18 protein-coding genes are annotated in these 19981 nt (G+C 71.5%); 9 read left to right on the top strand and 9 right to left on the bottom strand.

The annotated features are described in order from the left end of the window. Window positions 1-160 precede the first annotated feature (160 nt). The 4 genes from BDW27_RS20555 to BDW27_RS20540 are packed head-to-tail and all read left to right on the top strand — an operon-like array spanning window position 161 to window position 4153. Window positions 161-1132, top strand: a complete 972-nt coding sequence (locus BDW27_RS20555) for a sugar phosphate isomerase/epimerase (protein WP_110051133.1) — start codon at window positions 161-163, stop codon at window positions 1130-1132. Then, a complete protein-coding gene (locus BDW27_RS20550) occupies window positions 1129-2895 on the top strand; it encodes a dihydroxyacetone kinase family protein (RefSeq protein ID WP_110051132.1) in 1767 nt (588 codons plus the stop codon). The genes BDW27_RS20555 and BDW27_RS20550 overlap by 4 nt, the downstream gene beginning before the upstream one ends. Then, window positions 2895-3383 (top strand): ribose-5-phosphate isomerase, encoded by a 489-nt coding sequence (locus BDW27_RS20545; RefSeq protein ID WP_110051130.1) that lies wholly within the window; start codon window positions 2895-2897, stop codon window positions 3381-3383. The genes BDW27_RS20550 and BDW27_RS20545 overlap by 1 nt, the downstream gene beginning before the upstream one ends. After that, complete coding sequence (locus BDW27_RS20540) at window positions 3329-4153, top strand: triose-phosphate isomerase (RefSeq protein WP_370446538.1); 825 nt, start codon at window positions 3329-3331, stop codon at window positions 4151-4153. Before BDW27_RS20545 ends, BDW27_RS20540 begins: the two co-directional genes overlap by 55 nt. Window positions 4154-4252: 99 nt before the next feature. Here BDW27_RS20540 and BDW27_RS20535 read toward each other — a convergent pair whose 3' ends face one another. The 4 genes from BDW27_RS20535 to BDW27_RS20520 form a co-directional block, all read right to left on the bottom strand. Continuing rightward, complete coding sequence (locus tag BDW27_RS20535) at window positions 4253-4903, bottom strand: class II aldolase/adducin family protein (protein ID WP_110051128.1); 651 nt, start codon at window positions 4901-4903, stop codon at window positions 4253-4255. Next, entirely contained in the window at window positions 4900-6150 is a 1251-nt protein-coding gene (gene otnK / locus BDW27_RS20530; RefSeq protein ID WP_110051126.1) for a 3-oxo-tetronate kinase, read from the bottom strand. The genes BDW27_RS20535 and otnK overlap by 4 nt, the downstream gene beginning before the upstream one ends. 79 nt (window positions 6151-6229) lie before the next feature. After that, window positions 6230-7624, bottom strand: a complete 1395-nt coding sequence (locus tag BDW27_RS20525) for a GntP family permease (RefSeq protein ID WP_110051124.1) — start codon at window positions 7622-7624, stop codon at window positions 6230-6232. A 1-nt stretch (window position 7625) separates the two neighbouring features. Next, on the bottom strand, window positions 7626-9017 hold the full coding sequence (locus BDW27_RS20520; RefSeq protein ID WP_110051122.1) for a homoserine dehydrogenase: 1392 nt from the start codon (window positions 9015-9017) through the stop codon (window positions 7626-7628). A gap of 162 nt (window positions 9018-9179) precedes the next feature. Here BDW27_RS20520 and BDW27_RS20515 point away from each other — a divergent pair, with 162 nt between their 5' ends. Next, window positions 9180-9989, top strand: a complete 810-nt coding sequence (locus BDW27_RS20515; RefSeq protein ID WP_017547121.1) for a DeoR/GlpR family DNA-binding transcription regulator — start codon at window positions 9180-9182, stop codon at window positions 9987-9989. A 189-nt stretch (window positions 9990-10178) separates the two neighbouring features. On the opposite strand, the gene BDW27_RS20510 is transcribed toward BDW27_RS20515, so the two are convergent. After that, window positions 10179-11411, bottom strand: coding sequence for an MFS transporter (locus tag BDW27_RS20510; RefSeq protein WP_110051121.1), 1233 nt, complete (start codon window positions 11409-11411; stop codon window positions 10179-10181). A 292-nt stretch (window positions 11412-11703) separates the two neighbouring features. Here BDW27_RS20510 and BDW27_RS20505 point away from each other — a divergent pair, with 292 nt between their 5' ends. Genes BDW27_RS20505 through BDW27_RS20490 form a run of 4 tightly spaced genes read left to right on the top strand, consistent with a single transcriptional unit; the run spans window position 11704 to window position 15276 of the window. Beyond that, entirely contained in the window at window positions 11704-12435 is a 732-nt protein-coding gene (locus BDW27_RS20505) for a methyltransferase (RefSeq protein WP_110051119.1), read from the top strand. Continuing rightward, the gene (locus BDW27_RS20500) at window positions 12432-13241 is read left to right on the top strand and encodes a Rossmann-like domain-containing protein (RefSeq protein ID WP_017547124.1); all 810 of its coding nucleotides are present in this window, start codon (window positions 12432-12434) and stop codon (window positions 13239-13241) included. The genes BDW27_RS20505 and BDW27_RS20500 overlap by 4 nt, the downstream gene beginning before the upstream one ends. Beyond that, window positions 13238-14299 carry a GHMP kinase gene (locus BDW27_RS20495; RefSeq protein ID WP_110051117.1) on the top strand — a complete coding sequence of 354 codons (1062 nt, stop codon included), beginning with the start codon at window positions 13238-13240 and terminating at the stop codon, window positions 14297-14299. Before BDW27_RS20500 ends, BDW27_RS20495 begins: the two co-directional genes overlap by 4 nt. Next, a complete protein-coding gene (locus BDW27_RS20490; RefSeq protein WP_110051115.1) occupies window positions 14257-15276 on the top strand; it encodes a pyridoxal-phosphate dependent enzyme in 1020 nt (339 codons plus the stop codon). The genes BDW27_RS20495 and BDW27_RS20490 overlap by 43 nt, the downstream gene beginning before the upstream one ends. 147 nt (window positions 15277-15423) lie before the next feature. Here the strand turns inward: BDW27_RS20490 and BDW27_RS20485 are convergent, their stop codons facing one another. Genes BDW27_RS20485 through BDW27_RS20470 form a run of 4 tightly spaced genes read right to left on the bottom strand, consistent with a single transcriptional unit; the run spans window position 15424 to window position 19398 of the window. Further along, window positions 15424-16194, bottom strand: a complete 771-nt coding sequence (locus BDW27_RS20485; protein WP_233515855.1) for an HAD family hydrolase — start codon at window positions 16192-16194, stop codon at window positions 15424-15426. After that, window positions 16191-16622: a hypothetical protein gene (locus BDW27_RS20480; protein ID WP_110051112.1), complete on the bottom strand. Its 432-nt coding sequence runs from the start codon at window positions 16620-16622 to the stop codon at window positions 16191-16193. The genes BDW27_RS20485 and BDW27_RS20480 overlap by 4 nt, the downstream gene beginning before the upstream one ends. A 44-nt stretch (window positions 16623-16666) precedes the next feature. Next, window positions 16667-18418 carry a phosphotransferase gene (locus tag BDW27_RS20475; protein WP_110051110.1) on the bottom strand — a complete coding sequence of 584 codons (1752 nt, stop codon included), beginning with the start codon at window positions 18416-18418 and terminating at the stop codon, window positions 16667-16669. A 53-nt stretch (window positions 18419-18471) separates the two neighbouring features. Next, complete coding sequence (locus BDW27_RS20470; protein ID WP_110051108.1) at window positions 18472-19398, bottom strand: SDR family oxidoreductase; 927 nt, start codon at window positions 19396-19398, stop codon at window positions 18472-18474. Between the last annotated feature and the right edge of the window lie 583 nt (window positions 19399-19981).

The following is a 19981-nucleotide window of genomic DNA, read 5'->3' as shown; positions in this document are numbered from 1 at the left end:
TAGCCCGACGGTGGTGTGACTCGTCGGTCAACTCTGTTCGGCATCGGAAAGATCCTATAGGGTCTATGATTCCAAGCCCGCTGGGGCTCCGTCCGTGCTCGGACCGGTGTCCCACGCCGGCTCGCGCAGCCCCCTCAGGACCGACCCCCGGAGACGACTGATGCCCCATACCGCGCAGGACTGGCCGATCGGTGCCGCGCTCCTCCAGTTCCCCGACACCGCACCTGACGGCACACCGGTTCAGGACGCACCGGCCGCGGCGTGGTCCGCGGTACTGAACGAGGTGGCCGCCGAGGGGTTCGCCCACGTGGACCTCACCGACTCCTGGCTGCGGCCGGGGGACCTCTCCCGTGAGCGCCTGCGGGAACTGGCCCGAGTCCTCGGGACCCACGAGCTCGGCGTCTCCGCGATCTCCGTGACCCGCCGCAGCGTGATCGACCCCGAACCGGCCGTCGCCGAGGACAACTTCGACTACCTGCTGCGCACCGTCGACGCCGCCGCCGAGCTGGGCACCACCGTCGTCTGCGCCGGACTGCACCGGCCCCTGACCGAGGCACAGCGGCGGGCCCTCTGGTTCTGGCACGAACCCGGCGGCTCGGACCCGGTGGACGACGAGCGCTCCTGGTCGCTGGCGGTGGAACGCCTGCGCGCCGCGGGTGAACGCGCGGCGCGGCACGGGCTGCGCCTGTCCTTGGAGATGTACGAGGACACCTACCTCGGCATCCCGGAGAGCGCGGTCCGGATGGTCCGCGACATCGGGCTCCCCAACGTGGGGATCAACCCCGACATCGGCAACCTGGTCCGTCTGCACCGCCCGGTGCCGCACTGGGAGGAACTGCTGGTCCCGGTCCTGCCCTACGTCAACTACTGGCACGTGAAGAACTACCACCGCGACTTCGACCCCGCGACCGGCGCCTACTTCACCGTGCCCGCCCCTCTGGAGGGCGGCGTCATCGACTACCGGAGGGCGTTCGAGCTCGCGTTGGGCGCCGGGTTCGACGGCCCGGTCTGCACCGAGCACTACGGGGGCGACGGGCTGGGGGTGTCGGCGCGCAACCGCGACTACGTGCGCCGCGTCCTCGCCGTCAAACTCCCCGTGGCGGCCCGGGCCAGAGGGGAGAAGCAGGCATGACACTCCTGGTCAACGACCCAGCCGACTTCGCCGCCGAGGCGCTCGCCGGATTCGGCGCCGCGCACCCGGACGCGATCCGTGTCGTGCACGGGGGAGTGGTGCGGGCCTCCGCCACCCCGCACGGGCAGGTCGCCACGGTCCTCGGGGGAGGCACCGGCCACTATCCGGCGTTCGCGGGCTGGGTCGGCCCCGGGTTCGCGCACGGGGCCGCCTGCGGCAACATCTTCTCCTCACCCTCCGCCTCCCAGATCTGTTCCGTGGCGCGCGCGGCCGAGAACGGCGGCGGTGTCGTCCTCGGTTTCGGGAACTACGCGGGTGACGTGCTCCACTTCGGGCAGGCGGCCGAACAGCTCAGGGCCGAGGGGCTGGACGTGCGCGTCCTCGCGGTCACCGACGACGTCGCCTCCGGGCCCGCGGACGAGACCGCCCTGCGCAGGGGGATCGCTGGTGACCTGACGGTCCTGAAGATCCTGGGCGCGGCAGCGGAGGCGGGGCTCGGTATCGCGGCGGTCCACCGTGCCGGGACCAGGGCCAACGCCGCCACCCGGTCCCTGGGGCTGGCCTTCGACGGCTGCACGCTCCCGGGCGCGGACCGGCCCCTGTTCACGGTCGGCGCCGGCCGGATGGGCGTGGGGCTGGGCATCCACGGTGAGCCCGGTATCGAGCAGCGCCCCCTGCCGACCGCGGACGAGGTCGCCGACCTGCTGGTGGACGGTGTGCTCGCCGAACGCGGCGCGGCCGCCGGGGCCGTCGGTGGTTCCGAGCGCGTGGCGCTGGTCCTCAACGGCCTCGGCGCCACCAAGTACGAGGAGCTGTACGTCGTCCACCGCCGGGTGAGTGAGCGGCTCGCCGCCGAGGGCCTCACCGTCGTGGCGCCGGTCGTGGACGAACAGATCACCAGTCTGGGCATGGCGGGGCTCTCCCTGACCCTCACCTTCCTCGACTCCGAACTGGAGCGGCTCTGGGCGGCCCCCGCCGTGACACCCGCCTTCCGGCGCGGACACCTCACGCCCCGCCCCCCACGCACCGACGACCTCGCGGCGGCCCGGCGGACGCCGCCGGTGACCCCCGGAGACGAACCCTCAAGGGCTCTTGGCGCACTGATCGCCGAGGCGCTGGGAACCGTGCGCGACACCGTCGCGACCCACGAGCGCAGACTCGGCGAGATCGACGCCGTCGCGGGAGACGGCGACCACGGCATCGGCATGCGGCGCGGGGCCGAGGCCGCGGCCGAGGCGGCGGATCGGGCCGTCGTGCTCGGCGCCGGAGCACGCGCCGTCCTGACGCGCGCCGGGTCCGCGTGGTCGGAGAGCGCAGGCGGCACGTCCGGCGCTCTCTGGGGAGCGGCGCTGACCGCGTTGGGCTCCGTGCTCGGAGACAGCGGGAGGGTGGGACCCGAACGCGCCGTGACGGGTGCCCGAGCCGCGGTCGACGCCGTGGTGCGCCTCGGCGGGGCCAGCCCCGGCGACAAGACACTCGTCGACGCGGCCGTGCCCTTCGTGGACCGGCTGGCGTCGGACCTCGGTGACCTGGGCCCGCATGCGGCCTGGGCGGAGGGCGCCGCGGCCGCGCGCCGCGCGGCCGACGCCACCGCCTCGATCCCGGCCCGACGGGGACGGGCCCGGGCACACGGCGACAACAGCCTCGGCACCCCCGACGCGGGAGCGGTCTCCTTCTCCCTGATCGTCACCGCGCTGACCCCCCGCTTCCAGCAGGAAACACACTCCCGACACGCACCCGACCTCCAAGAGGAGAACCACTGATGCTGATGCGCGTCGCAGTCGGCTCCGACATCGCGGGCTTCGACTACAAGGAGGTCTTCAAGGAGGACCTCGCCGCCCACACCGGCGTGGCGGAGGTGATCGACGTCGGGGTCGCCTCCGACCAGGACACCGACTACCCGCACGTGGCGGTCGAGGCGGCACGCCTGGTCGCCGAGGGCCGGGTCGACCGGGCTGTGCTCGTGTGCGGTACCGGCCTCGGCGTGGCCATCGCCGCCAACAAGGTGCCGGGCGTGCGCGCCGTCACCGCCCACGACTCGTTCTCGGTCGAACGGTCGGTCCTGTCCAACGACGCCCAGGTGCTCTGCCTCGGCCAGCGGGTCGTCGGGATCGAACTGGGCCGCAGGCTCGTCCGCGAGTGGCTGACCTACAGCTTCGACACCTCCTCGCCCTCCGCCGAGAAGGTGGCGGCTCTGTGTGCCTACGAACCGGGCACCGGCTCCCCAGGGACCGGGACACCGGGCCGGTGAGGCGGCCGCAGCTCTGGATCGGCACCAGTTTCAAGATGACGAAGACCCGGGCCCTGGCCGTCGCCTACGCGCGACGCCTGCTCGCGGAGGTCGGCGCGGGCGTGCCGGGGGTCACCGCCTTCGTCATCCCCCCGGCGACCGCCCTGGCGGAGGTGTCGGACGTCCTCGGGGGCGGGCCCGTCCTGACCGGCGTGCAGAACGCCCACTGGGAGGACGCGGGCGCCTGGACCGGAGAGCTGTCGGTACCGCAGGCGGCCGACGCGGGGGCCCGGATCGTCGAGATCGGCCATTCCGAGCGCCGAGCGCACTTCGGCGAGACCGACGAGACCGTGCGCCTCAAGGTCCGCGCCGCCCTACGCCACGGGCTGACCCCGCTGGTGTGCTGCGGCGAGAGCGCGGAGGTCCTCGCCCGGGGAGGCTCCGTCGACCACGTGCTCGGGCAGGTGGAGGCCGCTCTCGGCGGCCTCCCCGCCGGTCCCGACGGCCTCGGACGCGTCCTGGTCGCCTACGAGCCGATCTGGGCCATCGGGGAGCACGGCCGGGCGCCGCGTCCGGAGGAGGTCGCCGCCGTGCACGGGGCCCTCTCCGCGGAGTGGGGCGACCGCGTCGGGGCCTTCCTGTACGGCGGATCGGTCACCACCGACAACGCGGCCGACCTGCTGAGCGTCCCCGGTGTGGGCGGCCTCTTCGTCGGCCGCTCGGCCTGGGAGGTTGAGGGCTACCTCGAACTCCTGAGGATCGGTCGGCGCCATGCCGGCGCGCTGAGCTGAGCCGCACGGCCCGAACCGTCGGCGGGGCCGGGACTGCCCCGCTCCCCGCCGACGGCTGTCCGCCCCTCCTCCCGAGGGACGCCGGCGGGGAGCGGAGGTTCACACGTCCCAGGTGGTCCCGTAGCGGTCGGTCAGCTCACGTACCTCCTCGGGGGAGAGCACCGAGAACGTGCTTCCCCTGAGGGCGACGACGACGCGCGAGGCCTCCTCCAGCTCGACCGCCCCCTCCAGGGCCGCCCCCGGGGACGAGGCCGCGACCAGGGAGCCGTGGTTGGCGAGCAGCGCCGCGTCGAAGCGCCCCGGAAGCTTCGCGAGGTTCTCGGCCAGCTGATGGCTCCCGGGCGCCGCGTAGGGAACCAGGGGAGCCTGGCCCACACGCATGACCAGGTACGGCGTGACGGGCGGCAGCGCCGACGTGGTCGACCACGCGGGCAGGCAGGACGCCGCCGTGGAGTGCGGCGAGTGCAGGTGCACGACGGCGCGCGCCCCAACGGACCTGCGGTACATCTCCAGGTGGAGCGGGAACTCCTTCGACGGGGCGGGACCGGAGAGGTGCGTCCCCTCGTCGTCCAGCACCGCCAGCCCCTCGGGATCCAGATCCCCCAGGGAGACCCCGGTGGGGCTCATCAGGACGGTGCCGCCGACACGCACCGAGACGTTGCCCGAGGACCCCGGGCTCAACCCCAGGTCCACGGCGCGCCGTCCCGCCGCGCACAACTCCTCCGCGGCGCGGAGCGTCTGCTCGTTCACGCGCCCTCCTCCCACGCACGCACGAACAGGTCCTCGGCGCCGAAGTTCCCGGACTTCAGCATGAGGTGGATGTCCTCGCCGTCGCGGAGACCGCGCATCCACGCCACCCCCGGGTCGACCTCGGGTCCCAGGGCGAGGGAGCCGACACCGAGCCGACGCACCACCGCTCCGCTGGTCTCACCACCCGCCACCAGGAGCGCACGGGTTCCGGCGGCCACGAGGCGTTCCGCGATCTCGGCCAGGGCCTGCTCGATGACCGGCGCGTCCGCAGTGTCGACAACGTCCTCCGGCGAGGCGGTCGCGTACACGACGAACGGGACGTCCTCGCTGTCCAGCGCGGCGGTGACGGCGGCGGACACCACGGACTCGAAGTCCGACCGCAGCTCCGCGGCGCGGATCCGGCGTCCGGCGCCCAGGGAGAGGGCGTGCCGCACCTGTCCCTGGGTGGCCCGGGAGGCGCTGCCGGACAGCACCACGCGCGGACCTCCCGGCAGCGTGAACTCCGCGAGGTCGTCGGCCCGGGGGCCGGTGAGGCCCTGGGCGAGGGCGCTGCCACCGGTGAGCAGACGCAGGTCGTCGGTCGCGGCGGCGAGCGTCCTGAGGTCGGCGTCGCGCAGGGCGTCGACGACCACGAACCGGGCACCGGACTCACGGGCCGCGCCGATGGCGGCGCGCACCGCGTCGGCGCCCTCGGCCACCACCGGCCACGGCACTAGGGCCACGTCGTCCGCGCCACGGCTGACCTGGGGTTCGAGTAGGCGGAGCAGGTTCGAGTCGGTCATGGGCGTCAGCGGGTGGTGCCGCATTGGTGACTCGTCCAGCGGCTGGTCGCCGACGAACAGGTGGCCCCGGTAGACGGTGCGCCGGTTCGCGGGGAAGGCCGGGGCGATGACCGTGACCTCCTCGCCCAGGGCCTCCAGGACCGCCTCGGAGACGGGACCGATGTTGCCATCCGAGGTGGAGTCGAAGGTGGAGCAGTACTTGACGTAGAACCGTTCACACCCGGCGCCGCGCAGCCAGGCCAGCGCGTCCAACGACACCTTGACGGCCTCGTCGACGGGCATCGTGCGCGACTTCAGGGCCACGACCACGGCGTCGGCCCCGTCGGTGACGGCGTCGAGCGTGCGCCGCTCGCCGTCCGCGTCCGCTCCCAGGACGACAGTGGTGCGAAAGCCCGCGGACGTGAGTGTGATGGCGAGGTCTGTGGCTCCGGTGAGATCGTCGGCGATCGCGCCGAGAGTCGCCATGGGTTCTCCTGTGGATCGGTGGTGGTGGACGGAACGGGTGAGGCGTTCCGTGGAGGAGGCCCCCACGGAACGCCTTCTGCTAGACGAGACCGGTCGCGATCATGACGTTCAGGACGGCGAACCCGGTGACACCGGAGATGATCGAGGCCACCCCGATGGAGCGGATGCCCTGCCCCACGGTCATGTTCGACAGTGTCGTCGTGACCCAGAAACCGGAGGAGTTCGCGTGCTTCATGATCTGCGCGCCGGTCGCACAGGCCAGGTACACCACCAGCGGTGAGAGGTCGAGGGCGGGCAGGAGCGGCTGCATGATCGCGGCCGAGGTCATGACGCCCAGGATGTTGGAGCCGGTGATGGTGCACACGGCGGCGGCGATGAGGAACGGGATGATGACCGCGGACATCCCCGTGCTCTCGATGGCCGTCGCGACGTTCTCGGCCACCCCGGTCTCCCGGACGATGGTGGCCAGGGCGCCCCCGACACCGGTCAGCGCGAGGGGCATCGCGGCAATGCGCAGCCCGGACTCGAAGAGGTCGTTGAGAGTGGCCTTGTCCCGCCAGCGCCCGCGGAACAGCGGGAGAGCCAGGACGCAGGCGAGGAACAGCGCCACCGTCGGCTCACCGACGAACAGCACGATCGCGGTGAACCAGTTCCCCTCCGTGAGGGCCGGGGCGGTCAGGGAGGCGACCACGATGAGGACGATGGGCGCCAGGATCGGGAGCAGCGAGCCGAAGAGGCCGACCTGGGGCGCTTCGGTGTCGCCGGTGGCGGCGTCGGAGGACGTCCCGGCGGACCCGGTCGACCCCGATTCCCCGCCCCCGGGGCCGTCGGCCAGGTGCGCGACGAACTCGGGCTTGGGCGGAACGTACGTCTTGATCCGCGAGAGGTAGAGGGTGGCCGCCAGGACACCGGGGACGCCCACGGCCAGACCGTAGATGATCGCCTCGCCCATGCTGACGTCCAGCAGGGATGCCGACGCGAGCGGGCCGGGGCCGGGCGGGATGACCGAGGTCATGACGTAGGCGCCGATGTAGAGGATCGGGCCGAGCTTCATCATCGAGATGCCCGTGCGGTAGGCCAGGGCGGAGACGATGGGGATGAGCATGACGACGGCGGTGTCCGCGATGAGCGGGATGCCGAGGACGGTGGAGGCCAGGGCGATAGCCCAGGGCACCTTGTTCTCCGAGAACAGCCGTAGGGCCGTCTCGGTGATCTTCATGGCCGCGCCGCTCAGTTCGAGCATCTTGCCCAGGACGCAGCCGAAGATGACCAGGAGGCCGACGTTGGCCAGGGTGTTCCCGAACCCGTCCTTGACGAGTTCGATGGTTCCGGTGCCGCCCATGCCCAGGACGAGTCCCAGCGCCACGACGACGATGAACAGCGTGGCCACGGGGTGGACCTTGAAGCGTGCGATGAACAGCACGAGCACGGCGATGGCGCCCAGGAACGCCAGCAGTGTGAGGACGTCCGACATGTCACTGCTCTCCGGTGTTCAGAGGCGAGCGCGAGCGCGCCAGGTTCCAGGTGTCGAGGAGGGTGTCCTCGGGGTCGGCGAGGTCGCCGAGGCGCAGCAGCTCTCCGGCCGCCACGTCGCGCTTCAGGGTGGTGTGCGCCGCAAGGTAGAGCGGAGCGACGTCGGCGGGGGCGTCGGCGGAGTCCAGCAGGACGGGAGCCACACCGGTCACGTCGTGGTGGTGTCCGCCCATGTCGAGCCGTGTTCCGGCGGCGAGCGCGGTGCGGGCCCGTCCGGAGAGCACCGCGTGCGGGGCCGGGGGACGGGTGCCCGCGGCCCGGTGCTGGTCGGCGGCGGCCAGGATGCTCAGCGGGGTCTCGACGCCCATGAGGTGGTAGGGCAGGTAGAGGCAGGCGTAGCGTCCCGAACGCGAGACGATGTGGCCCTTCTGTTCCAAGAGTGACCAGGAGACGTCGTCCCCGGTACGCACCACGGCGAAGACGCCGCCCGCGAAGGAGGCCTCCTCCGGCAGGCGCAGGACGCTGAAGACGTCCACGACGCCGGAGCGGGTGAGGACTCCGCCGTCCTCGGCGAGCGAGTAGACGTCGGCGAGCTCGGCCGTGCGGGCGACGGGGTAGTGCAGGGTCTCCACGTCGGGCACCAGGCCCGTGAAGTTGGCGACCACGCCCATCTCGCAGTAGTCGGCGGCGGCCGACCGCTTGATGTCGGACACGGCCCGGGCCCGGGCGGCGAGTGTGGCGGGCACGTCCTCGCCGAGGGTGAGCAGGGAGGCCAGCTCGGGTGCGTCGATCTCCTGGTCGAGCTGGCGTACGCGCCCGGTGGCGGGGTCGAAGACGAGGTCGTACTCGCCGGACTTGCCGATGGCGACGACGTCGAGCCCGAGCAGTCGGGTGCGCTCGTACCACTCGATGAGGTTGGCGGGCTGGTCGCCGATGCCGGGCGTGTAGACGACGCCGTGCTCCTCGGCCAGTTCGGCCAGGGCGACGCCGGAGACGGAGTCGACCTCCTTGGAGACCATCACCACGTGGCGTCCGGTCCCGATGGCCAGTCGTGCGGCGTCGGTGCCCGCCGCAGGGCTGCCGGTGGCCTCGACGAGGACGTCGTAGGCGGCGTGTTCGAGCAGGGCGGCGTCGTCGATCACGGCGATCTCGTCACCGGTGAGCGCGGCCAGCTCGCCCGGGGTCGAACACGCCCTCAGCGCGTCGACCGGGTAACCGAGCTCGGCGCACAGGGCGACGGTTCCCTCGGTGTCCAGGTCGCACAGGACCGAGGGGCGCAGCCGGTCCATGCGCGGCGTCTGGGCGAGCAGTGTGCGGGCGAACCCGCCCCGTGCCCCGGTGATCGCGTAGCGCACGGTCGGCGGGGGCGTGCCCGTGGTGCTGGTGGCTTGCATGGTTCTCCTTCTCTCACGTCACGGTGGACACGTTGTCCTCACCCGTAACGGCAACACGCCCTGTTTAACAGGAGAGGAACATGCGCGTCAACAATTATCACGCCTCGTATCATCTGGTAACACTCGCTAGCATGTATCTGTGAACGCACTCGAAGGAGGACGATGATCCCGGCGCAACGGCGCGAACTGCTCCTGAGAGAACTGCGCGGCACGGGTGTGCTGAGCGTGAAGGAGCTCTGCGACATCCTCGGTGTCTCGCACATGACGGTCCGCCGCGACATCATGACCCTGGAGGAAGAGGGGCGGGTCCGGTCGGTCCCCGGCGGCGTGGAACTCGCCTCACAGGTCCGCTCCGAGCCCTCCTACCTGGACAAGTCCCGTGTGGACCTGGACGAGAAGCGCGCGATGGCCCAGGCCGCCGCCGCCCTGGTCGAGGACGGCCACACAATCTACCTGGACGCCGGAACGACCCTGGGACACCTCGTGCCGTCCCTGTGGGGAGTGACCGGCCTCACCGTCATCACGAACGACCTCACCACGGCGGCCTCCCTGTCCGACCACCCCGACCTGTCCCTGTACTTCGTCGGCGGGCAGATCGACCGTGAGAACCGCTCCGCGGTGGGCGACATGGCCGCCGAGACCGTCGCGGAGTTCAACATCGACGTGGCCTTCATGTCGACCAGCTCGTGGGACATCGGACGCGGTTCGACCACGCCCTCACGGTCCAAAGTGGCCGTCAAGCGCGCGGCCATGGCGGCCGCGTCCTCGTCGGTGCTGGTCGCCGGGGCCGACAAGTACGGCGCGTTCGGAACCTTCAAGGTCGCCGCGTTGGAGAGCTTCTCCATGGTGATCACCGACGACCGCCTGGCCGAGTCGTCCGCGCGCGCCATACAGGAGGTCGGCGTCAGCCTGGAGATCGTGATCCCCCAGAGCGCCTCCGACGAGGCGGCGCGACTCGACCCCACCGTCTGAGCCGTGTGACCGGGGGGCGGCCCCCGGTCACACGGAGTGTTCCACGGGTCGAGGGGCGCACGCCAGGGGTCGCGGTCGGTCCGGTGCTGACACCGGCCCGTGCCCGGCCCGGTGAGCGCGGCCCCCGCGCGCCCCTGGGCCACGCGCCTCGAGGGCCGGGTGGAACCGCTGCGCCGGGCTGGGTCCGGCTCAGTCGCGGGGTGTGCGGAAGTCGCGGGCGCCCGGGGCCAGGGCGGCCAGCGCCGGGGCCAGGACGCACAGGGCGGCGCAGGCGAGCAGCACGTTCTGCGCCCCGAAGGCCTGGGCGGCAGGGGCGATCAGGGCCAGGCCGACCGGGGCCAGACCGTAGGCGAACAGGAAGTCCAGCGACGACACCCGGGCCAGTTTGTCCGGGGCGACCTCGCGCTGGGCGGCGGTGAACCACGGGACGTTGAACAGCTCCACACCCAGGCCCACCACGGCGTAGGCGGCGAACACCCAGAGCCCGCCGACGGGGAACACCAGGCTCAGCGGGGCGAGGGCGTACAGGCCGAGGCCGAACAGGGCCCACCAGCCCTGCGCGCGCGGCTTCCAGCGGGCCACCAGCAGCGCTCCGACCAGCGCCCCGGCCGTGTAGGCCGTCAGCGCCCCGGCCAGGACGGCCTCGGTTCCGTAGTGGTCACGGCTGGCCAGGGGGAGCAGGACGTTGGTCGCCGAGTAGCCCAGGGCGATGACCACCGTCAGCGCGCCCAGACCGGCGAGGAACCAGCTGTGGCGGCGCGCCTCGGTGAGCCCCTCGATGAACTCCGCGTGGAAGGGCGCCCGCGCGGGGCGCTCGACGGGCGCGGTGTCGCCGCCACGGGGCAGCAGCGCGGCGGCCAGCCACAGAGCGGCCGTGACCAGCAGCAGCACCTGGGGGCTGGTGACCGTGGCCAGCAGGGCGGTCAGCCCGGGGGCCAGGAAGGTGACCCCGCGGACGGAGAAGGTCAGGGCCGCGTTGGCCTGCTGGCGGTCCTCCACCGGCACCACCTCGGCGGTCAGGGCCTGGAAGGCGGGTCGGCAGGCCCCCTGGCCGACGCCGACGACCGCGGCGGCCACGGTCATCAGCGCGATCGAACCGCCCAGCCCCGCCGCGAGGACGGGGCTGGCGACGGCTGCGGCGAGCCCGGACCAGAGGACCACCGCCCGGCGTGAGTGGCGGTCGGCGAACAGGCCGCCCAGGGGGACCGCGACCAGGAAGCCGGCGGTGCGGGCGGCCAGGACCAGTCCGAGCCCCACCGCGCTGAGCGAACCGTGCAGGACCGCCAGGCCCAGGATGAACGGCATGGCCCAGGTGGCCAGGCCGGACGCGGTGGTCGCGCACCACAGGCGGACGAAGGTCGGCCGGAGCAGCGGTGCGCCGCGGCGCTCCTGTGGGCGGGTCGTGTTCGGCGTCGTGGACACGAGGAGTACTCATCTCGGTTCGGGGTGGGTAGGGTCTCACTCTACTGAAAACGATTATCAGTTGCGTCGCTCTTCGTGAAACTGGAGTGGTGTGCCGGGGTGGTTTGCCTGCGGCGCGGCGGATGTCCGCTTCTGTGGGGATTGGCGCTCGCGGTAACGGGGCAGCGACCCCGTGGAGTGAAGAGCTTCTGGTGACAACGATTATCGTTTTCGCTATGGTCGTCGGAACCGGTACCCCCCAGGACGTACCGACCGGTGCCCCCTGCCCGCAGACAGCCCCGAAAGGCCCCGCGTGGACCCCCATCAGATCGCCCAGCTGCCCCCGCCACTGCCGCCCGAGCAGATCATCGGCCTCAACCGGCCCAAGGTCGACCTGCACACCCTCCGCTCCTACACCTGGAACGGGTGGGAGTTCGACGTCCCGCCCGAGGTGTTCCTCCCCGGCGCGACCAGCCGCATGATCCACCAGCGCATCCTCGACGACGACATCGACGTGCGCGGACGCGTCTACGCCGCCATGGGCGCCGGGCTCGGCGTGGAGGCCGCCGTGGCCGGACTGCGCGGCGCCGCCCGGATCCTGGCCGCGGACGTCCACCCGGCCAGTGTGCGGGCCACCGAGCACAATTACCGGCGCGTCGTCGGCGCGGGGGAGTCCCGCCAAGGGACCGAGTTCGTCCCGCTGGTCTCCGACCTGTTCGCCGAGTTCCCGCCCGAACCCCGGTTGGACGTCGTCACCTTCAACCCGCCAGCGGTCAGCCAGCCCGTCAGCGACGATCCCGACGTCGTCCGCAACGTCTGCGCCGGGCGCCCCGTCACAGACGCCTTCTTCACCCAGCTCGCCGAACGCGACCTCCTGGCCCCCGGCGGCCAGGTCTACTTCGTCGCCTCCAACACCGCCGACCTGCGCGGGATCATCGGGCACGCCGTCGACAGCGGGTTCACCGCACACGTCCACCACCTGCACGACTGGAACGACGGAGTCCTGACCTACCTGTTCCGCCTCACCCGGGAGAACGCCAAGTGAGCCACCCCCAGCGCACCCTCGACCTCCGGGCCCTCCAGCAGTCGGTGCTCGACACCCCCGACCTCCCCGTCGCCACCAGCGTGTTCTGGGTCCACCACGGAACCCGCCTGGCCGGAGGCGACGTCACCTACCTCAACCAGTACGTCCTGGTGCGAATCGGACGGGCCTTCGGCGCGTGCTCCTTCGAACCGGGCCAGCTGGACCCCGAGATCTGCGCTGACCTGTCCGGCAGACCCCTGGCCGACCTCCTGAGAGCCCCGGCCCCGGTACGGCTGGCCGCTCTGGACGCCTACCTGGGCCATGCCCGACCCCACTCCGAGGACCCCCGTGCCGAGCGGGTCACCCTCCCGTACGGCACCCCCGAGGAGCGCGCCGTCGCCCGCGACCGCGCCATCGCCGGACTCCTCCCCGAACCCGACGGGAGGCGGATCGCCCTGATCGGCGTGGTCAACCCCCTCGTGGCCGCCATCCGGGAGCGGGGCGGCCTGTGCCTGCCCTGCGACCTCAACCTGCGCCGCACCCAGTGGGGCGACCCCGTCAACCCGGACATGGAGGAGGTCCTGGCCGAGGCCGACGCGGTCGTGGCCACCGGCATGACCCTGGGCAACGGCACCTTCGACCGCATCCTGGAGCGCTGCCGCGAACGGGACCTGCCGCTGGTCCTGTACGCCCAGAGCGGGAGCGCGGTCGCACGGGCCTTCCTCGGCTCCGGCGTCACCGCGGTCTCCGCCGAACCCTTCCCGTTCTCACAGTTCAGCGCCGAACCGACCCACCTCTACCGCTACCGAGAAGGAACCCGAGAGTGACCGTAGGAACTGGACAGGCGACCTGCCACCACGGCGAGATCCTCCAGGGCGTATTCCTGGACGAGCGGGGACGTCCCACCCGTGGTCTGGTCACCCTGCCGATGGCCGAGCCCCGCACCCGGGCGGTGTTCACCCCGTTCTCCGTGAGTGCGCCCCGCCACGTCGTCGTCGACCCGCCCGACCGGGCCAAGGCGGCTCGCGCCGCCGAGCTCGCCGTGCAGGAGTGCGCGCGTGTGGCCGGGACCCCGCGGGCGGGCGGCTTCCTCAGTGTCCGGGGCGGGGCCCGGCCGGGCCTCGGCATGGGGTCGTCCACCAGTGACGTGACGGCGGCGGTGCGCGCGGTCGCGGCGGGGCTCGGCGTGGAGTTGACGCCGGAGTCCGTGGCCGGGGTGGCGGTCGCGGCGGAGGGCGCCAGCGACCCGGTCATGTTCGGCGACCGCCCCCTGCTGTTCGCCCAGCGTGAGGGCCGGGTCCTGGAGGAGCTGGGCCCCGCGCTGCCGGAGATGGCGGTCGTGGGCTGCCTGACCGGAAGTGGCCAACCGGTCGACACCCTCTCCCTGGCGGGGAACGCACGACGGGGGGACATCGCCGTCTACGAGAGGTTGCGTGCCGCGCTGCGTACCGCGATCACCGAGGCAGACGTGGCCGGGGTCGGGCACGTCAGCACCGAGAGCGCCATCCTCAACCAGCGTGTGCTGCCCAAGGACGAGCTGGGCACGCTGCGGGAGGTCGCCCGCGAGTGCGGGGCGGCGGGCATCCAGGTGGCGCACAGCGGCAACGTGGCCGGTGTGCTCTTCGACGCGGCCGCTCCCGGTCTCGTGGAAGGCCTCGAGGCGGCCATCGACCGTCTCCAGGCCGCTGGGCTCACTCCTCACCGCGTGTTCTCCACGGCCACGAGGTCCGGCGCCCTGCCCGCCGTGGCGGACCCCTCCGCGCGGCCGGTCCTCACCGGGGTCACCTCGACCCCGACCCCCTCCACACCGGCCCCTCCACCCTCGATCACCTCGGAGCCACCTTGGACGACCACGTTTCCGAAGCCATCGCCAGACCCGACCTGATCGATCTCGGCGGGGGCCTGCTGTGCCTGCGCTTCGAGTCAATGAAGGTGGCCTCCGCGCTCGCGGCCGTGCGCCACCTGCTGGACACCGGGGTGGTCCGCCCCGGTGACACCCTGATGGACAGTTCCAGCGGCATCTACGCCTACGGACTGGCCCTGGCCGCGCACCGGTTCGGCCTGCACTGCCACATCATCGGTTCCACCACCGTCGACCGCCCCCTGCGTCTCCAGCTCGCGGTCCTGGGCGCCACCCTGGAGCAGATGCCGCCCTCGGACGACCTCCGGCTGGACCAGGACCGCCGGGTCCGACGGGTCAGACAGGTGCTCCGCGAGAACCCCGACTACCACTGGATGCGCCAGTACCACGACGTCGTCCACGGCCTCGGCTACCGCTCGGTGGCCGACCAGATCCGCAAGGAGGCCGGAGACGGCCCGCTCACCCTGGTGGGCGGGGTCGGATCCGGGGCCTCCACCGGGGCGCTCGCCCGCTACCTGCGGGAGAGCGCCCCGGACACCCCGCTCGTGGGGGTCCAGCCGTTCGGCAGCGTCACCTTCGGCAGCGACCACGTCACCGACCCGCAGATCATCATCGCGGGGATCGGCAGCTCCATCCCCTTCGGCAACGTCGACCACACCCTGTACGACACGGTGCACTGGACCGGTTTCGACGCGGCCCTGGCCGGAAGCACGGACCTGCTCCGCCGCCACGCGGTCTTCGCGGGGCTCTCCACGGGCGCCGCCTACCTGGTGGCGCGCTGGGAGGCGGCGGCCGCCCCGGACCGGCGGGTGGTGTTCGTGGCCCCCGACACCGGGCACCGGTACGTGGACACCGTCTTCGCCCGTCACGAGGAGGCCGCCGACGTCGCCGACCTCTCCCCCCGGGAGATCGGTGACCTCAAGGAGCTGTCGCCGCCCTGGTGCCGGATGGACTGGGGGCGTCAGCCCGCACCGGATCAGGCCGTCCACCGGGACGACTGAGCTCGGGGCTGCGGAAGGCAGGGGCCGCGCTCACAGCAGGGGAGGGGCCACTGCCTTCCGTGCTCCGTCATCCCCGGGGTTCGTCCCACACCGGGAACATCTCGTCAGTCGTCGACCGCGGGAGGGAGCCGCTCGCAGCGGTGAACACTACCTGTCGGGGCCCGCTCCGGCTTCCCCCGGACCGGAACGGGGACGTCGGTGCTGATGGTCGGCGTCGCCCTGGCGGACGAGGTCGAGGACCGGGCGCAGACTGGCCGGACGGGCATGCACGGGGAGGTGGTCGACCAGGTGGACGGGGCAGCCGAGGGCCAGCGCGCCGGTGTCGGCGTGGCGGTCGTCGCCGACCATCAGCACCACCTCGGGCGCGAGCTCCAGGGCATCGCAGGCGATACGAAACAGCTCGGGGTCGGGCTTGCGCAGGCCGTGCTCGTAGCTGAGGACGAACTCCTGCACAGGCTCCGCGATGCCGTGGGCCTTCAGCACCGGGCGCAGGTCCCAGCCGATGTTGCTGACCACCGCCACCGGGATGCCGCGTCCACGTAGTTCGTCCAGGACCTCGGAGGTGTCCGGGTAGGGGCGCCAGGCGTCCGGTGTCATGTGGCGGGTGTACAGGGCGTCGTACACGGCCTGGCCCCACGGAAGGTTCGCTTCACGGGCCAGAGCGGTGTACGTGGCGCGGTGAGCTGTCGCGGACAGGTCGCGTTCGTCCCACAAGCGGTTCAGGCGGGACGGTAGAGCCGTTGGGTCGGAACCCCCGGGCTGCGCCCCGCAACGATCCAGCCGGGCTGCGTACTCCTCGATCTCCGTGTCGGTGGCAGCGATTCCGACCTCGCTCAGGACCGCGCGCAACCAGTCGGTGACGGGCTCGATCCGCATGAGTGTGCCGGAGAAGTCGAACATGCACCCTTCGACGGTCACCGGCGCACCGTCCCTTCGGGAGCTTCGGCAGCTCCGGGAGCTTCGGGGGCGATGGCGCCCTCGTCCACCTCCACCTCCACCTCCACCTTGTCACCGGGGACCTTGGGCAGGTGGTGGACGATGATCCGGACCGGGTGGGGAACCGGCAACGCGCCGTGAACATCGTTCGGCTCCAGGACGAGTACGTCGCCGGGGGCCAACCGGACCACAGCGCCGTTGACCCAGTAGTCGGCGCTGTCCAGGAAGTAGAACACCTCGTGGAGGTGCCGGTGGTAGTGCCTGCGTTCGGTGAAGTCGGCGGGGTGCACAACGTGGAGGATCGCCGCGCGGTCCACTGACGGACCAAGGGGAAGGTCGAGCAGGGGCAGCACGGTCCGACCATCGGGGCGTCGGTCCGGAACCAGTTCGGATCTGCGAATGACCTGCATCTTGCGGGTTCCTCTCTGTCGGGTCTGTTGCCTTGGACGGTGGGTCAGCCGGAGGAGCGGTCCACGAGTGCCGCTCGCCGGGGCTCGGCCCGGATCCTGGCCCGGATGGGTCGGGGGCGGGCGGCGACCAGGTCACGGTGGAGCGCGTTGAACAGCTCCACCCCGCGCGCGTAGCAAGCGAGCGCGACGGACTCGCGCTGGTCGTGGGCGATGTGGAAGGGCATCACACTGCACATGTGGGCGGCCTCGGCCAGGCGGACCTTCAGCATCCAGTGCGGGTCGTCCTGATGCCAGCCGGACGCGGTGAGCCATGCGTGAACGCGGTCGCGGACCCGCTGGTAGAACGCCACGAGACGGGGGGAGGTGAACGCGTAGTCGATGCCGTCCCTGCCTGCCGAGGCCTCCACGTGGCCCCCGTGGATCAGGTCGTACAGGGAGTTGACGGAGTGCCAGACCTTTCCCAGGTCATAGGCCGGATCGTAGCCCGCGTTGCCCCTGGGGTCGATGAGCACGAACCGGTGGCCCGGTCGGTCGATGAGGACGTTGTCGAAGTGCGGGTCGCCGTGCGTACGAACCAGCCGGTTCGGGGTGAGCATGCCCAGCGCCTGCCCGTCGCGGGCGAGCTCGGTGACGAGGGCACCCGGGTTGCGCAGGCGGACACCGTTGATCAGGAGGGTGTCCGAGTTCCACAGCGTGCGCCGGTCCGGCAGCGCGGCGGCGGTCTCGGCCAGTCTGGTCTCGACGCGGTTCAGGTGGGTGCGGCGCACGTAGTCGGTGGGGGTCGGCCTGGAACCGCCGGGGTAGACGTCGCGGCGGAGGGAGGCGAGGACTCGGCGCGTCCACAGGGCCGCCTCATCGGCGTCGATCTCCTCGCTGAGGATGAGCCCTCGCAGGGTGGGTAGGCGGTGGAACTTCAGGTCCATGGAGGCGCGGCCGGGCTCGACCCGGTGCGCGACGACGTCGGCGAAGTGCCGGCCGGCGTCGGGTTCCAGGCCGCGCAGCCACTCGATCTCGTCGTTGAGTTTGCCGAGGCCGACGCCGGTGGCCTCTTTGCGGACCGTTCTGTTGCCGTGGTCGTTGGGCAGACGGAGGTAGGTGCGGGCGTGGGAACCCCCGGCCAGCCGCTCCCCGATCACCGCCTCATCCCCGTGGACGTCGCGGGCCACCTCCGCGCACAGGACTCGGGTACGTCGGGCCAGGGAGTCGAGCGCGTCGTGCCAGGGAGAAAGGGAGGCGGCATCGCGGTGGTGCCCGGAACGGGCTTCGAGTATGTCGGCGAGGAGCACGCGGTCCGCCGCACCGCCGACCAGCAGGGCGCCGAGGTAGTCCATGGGTCTTCGGGTGTCTTCTGTGGGCCACTGCCCATCCGACCGGAACAAGCTCTCCAGTCGCAGGTGCCGACCTTCGCGACGGGTCGCGGCCGTGGCGGCGGCTGGGCGGCCGGGGTCGTCGGGGCGCCCGGTCACCAGTGCTGTCGTGTCGGCCAGCTCGGCGAACCCTTCGACGGTACCGCGCCGGATGTCGCAGGCGCAGTCGAGCACGAGTATGCTTCCGGCTCCGCGGCGCAGGATGGCCGCGAGCAGCCAGCCGCGCTGCCGTTCGAGTGCCGGGACCGTCCATTCCACGACACCGGACCACCGGGTCGGCGCTTCGTTGTCTGTTGCGGCGGCCTCGGAGGCCAGGACGCTGACACGGCTGAGAGTGCCGTTCAGGACAGCGCCGCGGACGCGGTCGACCACCCCGACGGGTGCCTTGGAGTGTCGTCGGCACGTGGTGCTGCACACGATGGCTTCCACGAGAGATCTCCTTCTGCGAGTGGTTCCGCCGGACGTCCGGGACGCCTGCGCCCTCAGTGGGAAGACCGCAGTCGGGACCCCGTCGAGCGCAGGTAGTCGACGGCTCGTCGGCGGATCCCGGGGGGCGGCAGCAGGCCGAGGGATTCCAGTCGTTCGGTGCGCAGCCAGGGACGTTCGGGCCGGAGGACCCCGCCGGGGGCAGGCTGGGTGGGGCGCAGCAGGTCCGGGGACAGTCCGGCGGCCTCGGCGACGATCCGCCCCCACTCGTATTTGGTGGCGCCCTCCTGCGCGGCCACGTGCAGGACCCCCGTGAGGTCGTCAGCGATGGCGCGCGCCAGGATCGCGGCCACGTCGTGGCTCCAGGTGGGTTGGCGCTCGTAGTGGTCGTCGAGGTCGACGGAGTGGCCCTGGCCCAACGCCTCCAGCATGGCTTCGAGCCAGGTGGGGGCGCGGTGTGGGACCGGATCGCCGTACAGCACGGGCAGGCGGACCGTGAGCGCACCGGGAGCCAGGGCGGCGCGCTGCTCTCCGAGGAGTTTTGTCTCGCCGTAGGTCTGGAGCGGAGCGGGGGTGTCGTCCTCGCGGTACCCGTCGCTGGCCGATCCGTCGAAGACGTACTCCGTGGAGATGTGGACGAGCTTGGCGCCGTACCGTTCGCATGCCAGTGCCACGTTCTCGGTGCTCTTGGCGTTCAGCAGGTGGGCCGTGTGCGGGGCGCGCTCGCACACCTGGACATCGGGGGCGGCGACACAGTGCACACACACCTGTGGAGTGTGGTCGGCGAAGTAACGGTTGACCTGTTCCGGGGACGTCGCGTCGACTCTGTGCAGCCCTGGGGCGTCGTTGCGGTACGACCAACCCGTGACAGTGTTCACAGTTTCCGGGAACTGCGTATCTTTCGGAACTCCTGTGCGGAGCGCCCGCATCACCCGACTGCCCAACATTCCACTGGCACCGGTTACGAGAATGTTGCGTGACATGTGATGACCCGTTTCAAAAAGGCTTGGGTTGTCCGGAAAAGACACCACGTCTGCCTCGATTGGCGAGCGGTAGGTGCAAGAGTGGTTGGCTCACCTTGTGGGTAATGGGGGATTTGCTTCGGAGGTGAGACCGTAGGGGTGTTCGCGCATGGGTCGCCGGGGCCTCTGCCTGTGCCGATAGCGCACCTCGTGACTCTGTCGCCGTCGGCTGTATAAATTCAGATCAGAGGCGTGGCGGCGTGCCTGCGGGGGTGGATGCTGCGGCCTGGGGGGTGAAGGGAAAGGATGCGGAGTGTGAATTTATCAGTTGAGGGGGTGTTGCGGCGGGGTAAACAATTCACGTGAGAATCGAATGGGAACTTGGGAGCGCTCCCAATGCTTTCTGGGGAAGATTAACTGTACGATCGAGGCGCTGTCAACCACTTCCCCGCGGGGCGGTCCTGTTGTATGGTCGACGACCAGTCACATCTTCCCTGGTTGCAAGAAGTCATCACGATGTGGGAAATGGTCGGTGGCCAAAGCGCGAACACTGGTGGTGGCAACAACCGTTGGCGGTAAAACGCCCTACTCCCGACGACCGGTT

This window comes from Nocardiopsis sp. L17-MgMaSL7 (assembly GCF_003182025.1).
GTDB lineage: Bacteria > Actinomycetota > Actinomycetes > Streptosporangiales > Streptosporangiaceae > Nocardiopsis > Nocardiopsis prasina.
Note: the sequence above shows the minus strand (reverse complement) of the source record. Positions and strands in the feature narration are given on the sequence as shown.

Bases quoted from the DNA above. Each gene is read 5' to 3' on its own strand.
- BDW27_RS20520 (WP_110051122.1), bottom strand. From the start codon at position 9,017: ATGCAAGCCACCAGCACCACGGGCACGCCCCCGCCGACCGTGCGCTAC.
- otnK (WP_110051126.1), bottom strand. From the start codon at position 6,150: ATGGCGACTCTCGGCGCGATCGCCGACGATCTCACCGGAGCCACAGAC.
- BDW27_RS20545 (WP_110051130.1), top strand. From the start codon at position 2,895: ATGCTGATGCGCGTCGCAGTCGGCTCCGACATCGCGGGCTTCGACTAC.
- BDW27_RS20525 (WP_110051124.1), bottom strand. From the start codon at position 7,624: ATGTCGGACGTCCTCACACTGCTGGCGTTCCTGGGCGCCATCGCCGTG.
- BDW27_RS20515 (WP_017547121.1), top strand. From the start codon at position 9,180: ATGATCCCGGCGCAACGGCGCGAACTGCTCCTGAGAGAACTGCGCGGC.
- BDW27_RS20550 (WP_110051132.1), top strand. From the start codon at position 1,129: ATGACACTCCTGGTCAACGACCCAGCCGACTTCGCCGCCGAGGCGCTC.
- BDW27_RS20555 (WP_110051133.1), top strand. From the start codon at position 161: ATGCCCCATACCGCGCAGGACTGGCCGATCGGTGCCGCGCTCCTCCAG.
- BDW27_RS20470 (WP_110051108.1), bottom strand. From the start codon at position 19,398: ATGTCACGCAACATTCTCGTAACCGGTGCCAGTGGAATGTTGGGCAGT.
- BDW27_RS20480 (WP_110051112.1), bottom strand. From the start codon at position 16,622: ATGCAGGTCATTCGCAGATCCGAACTGGTTCCGGACCGACGCCCCGAT.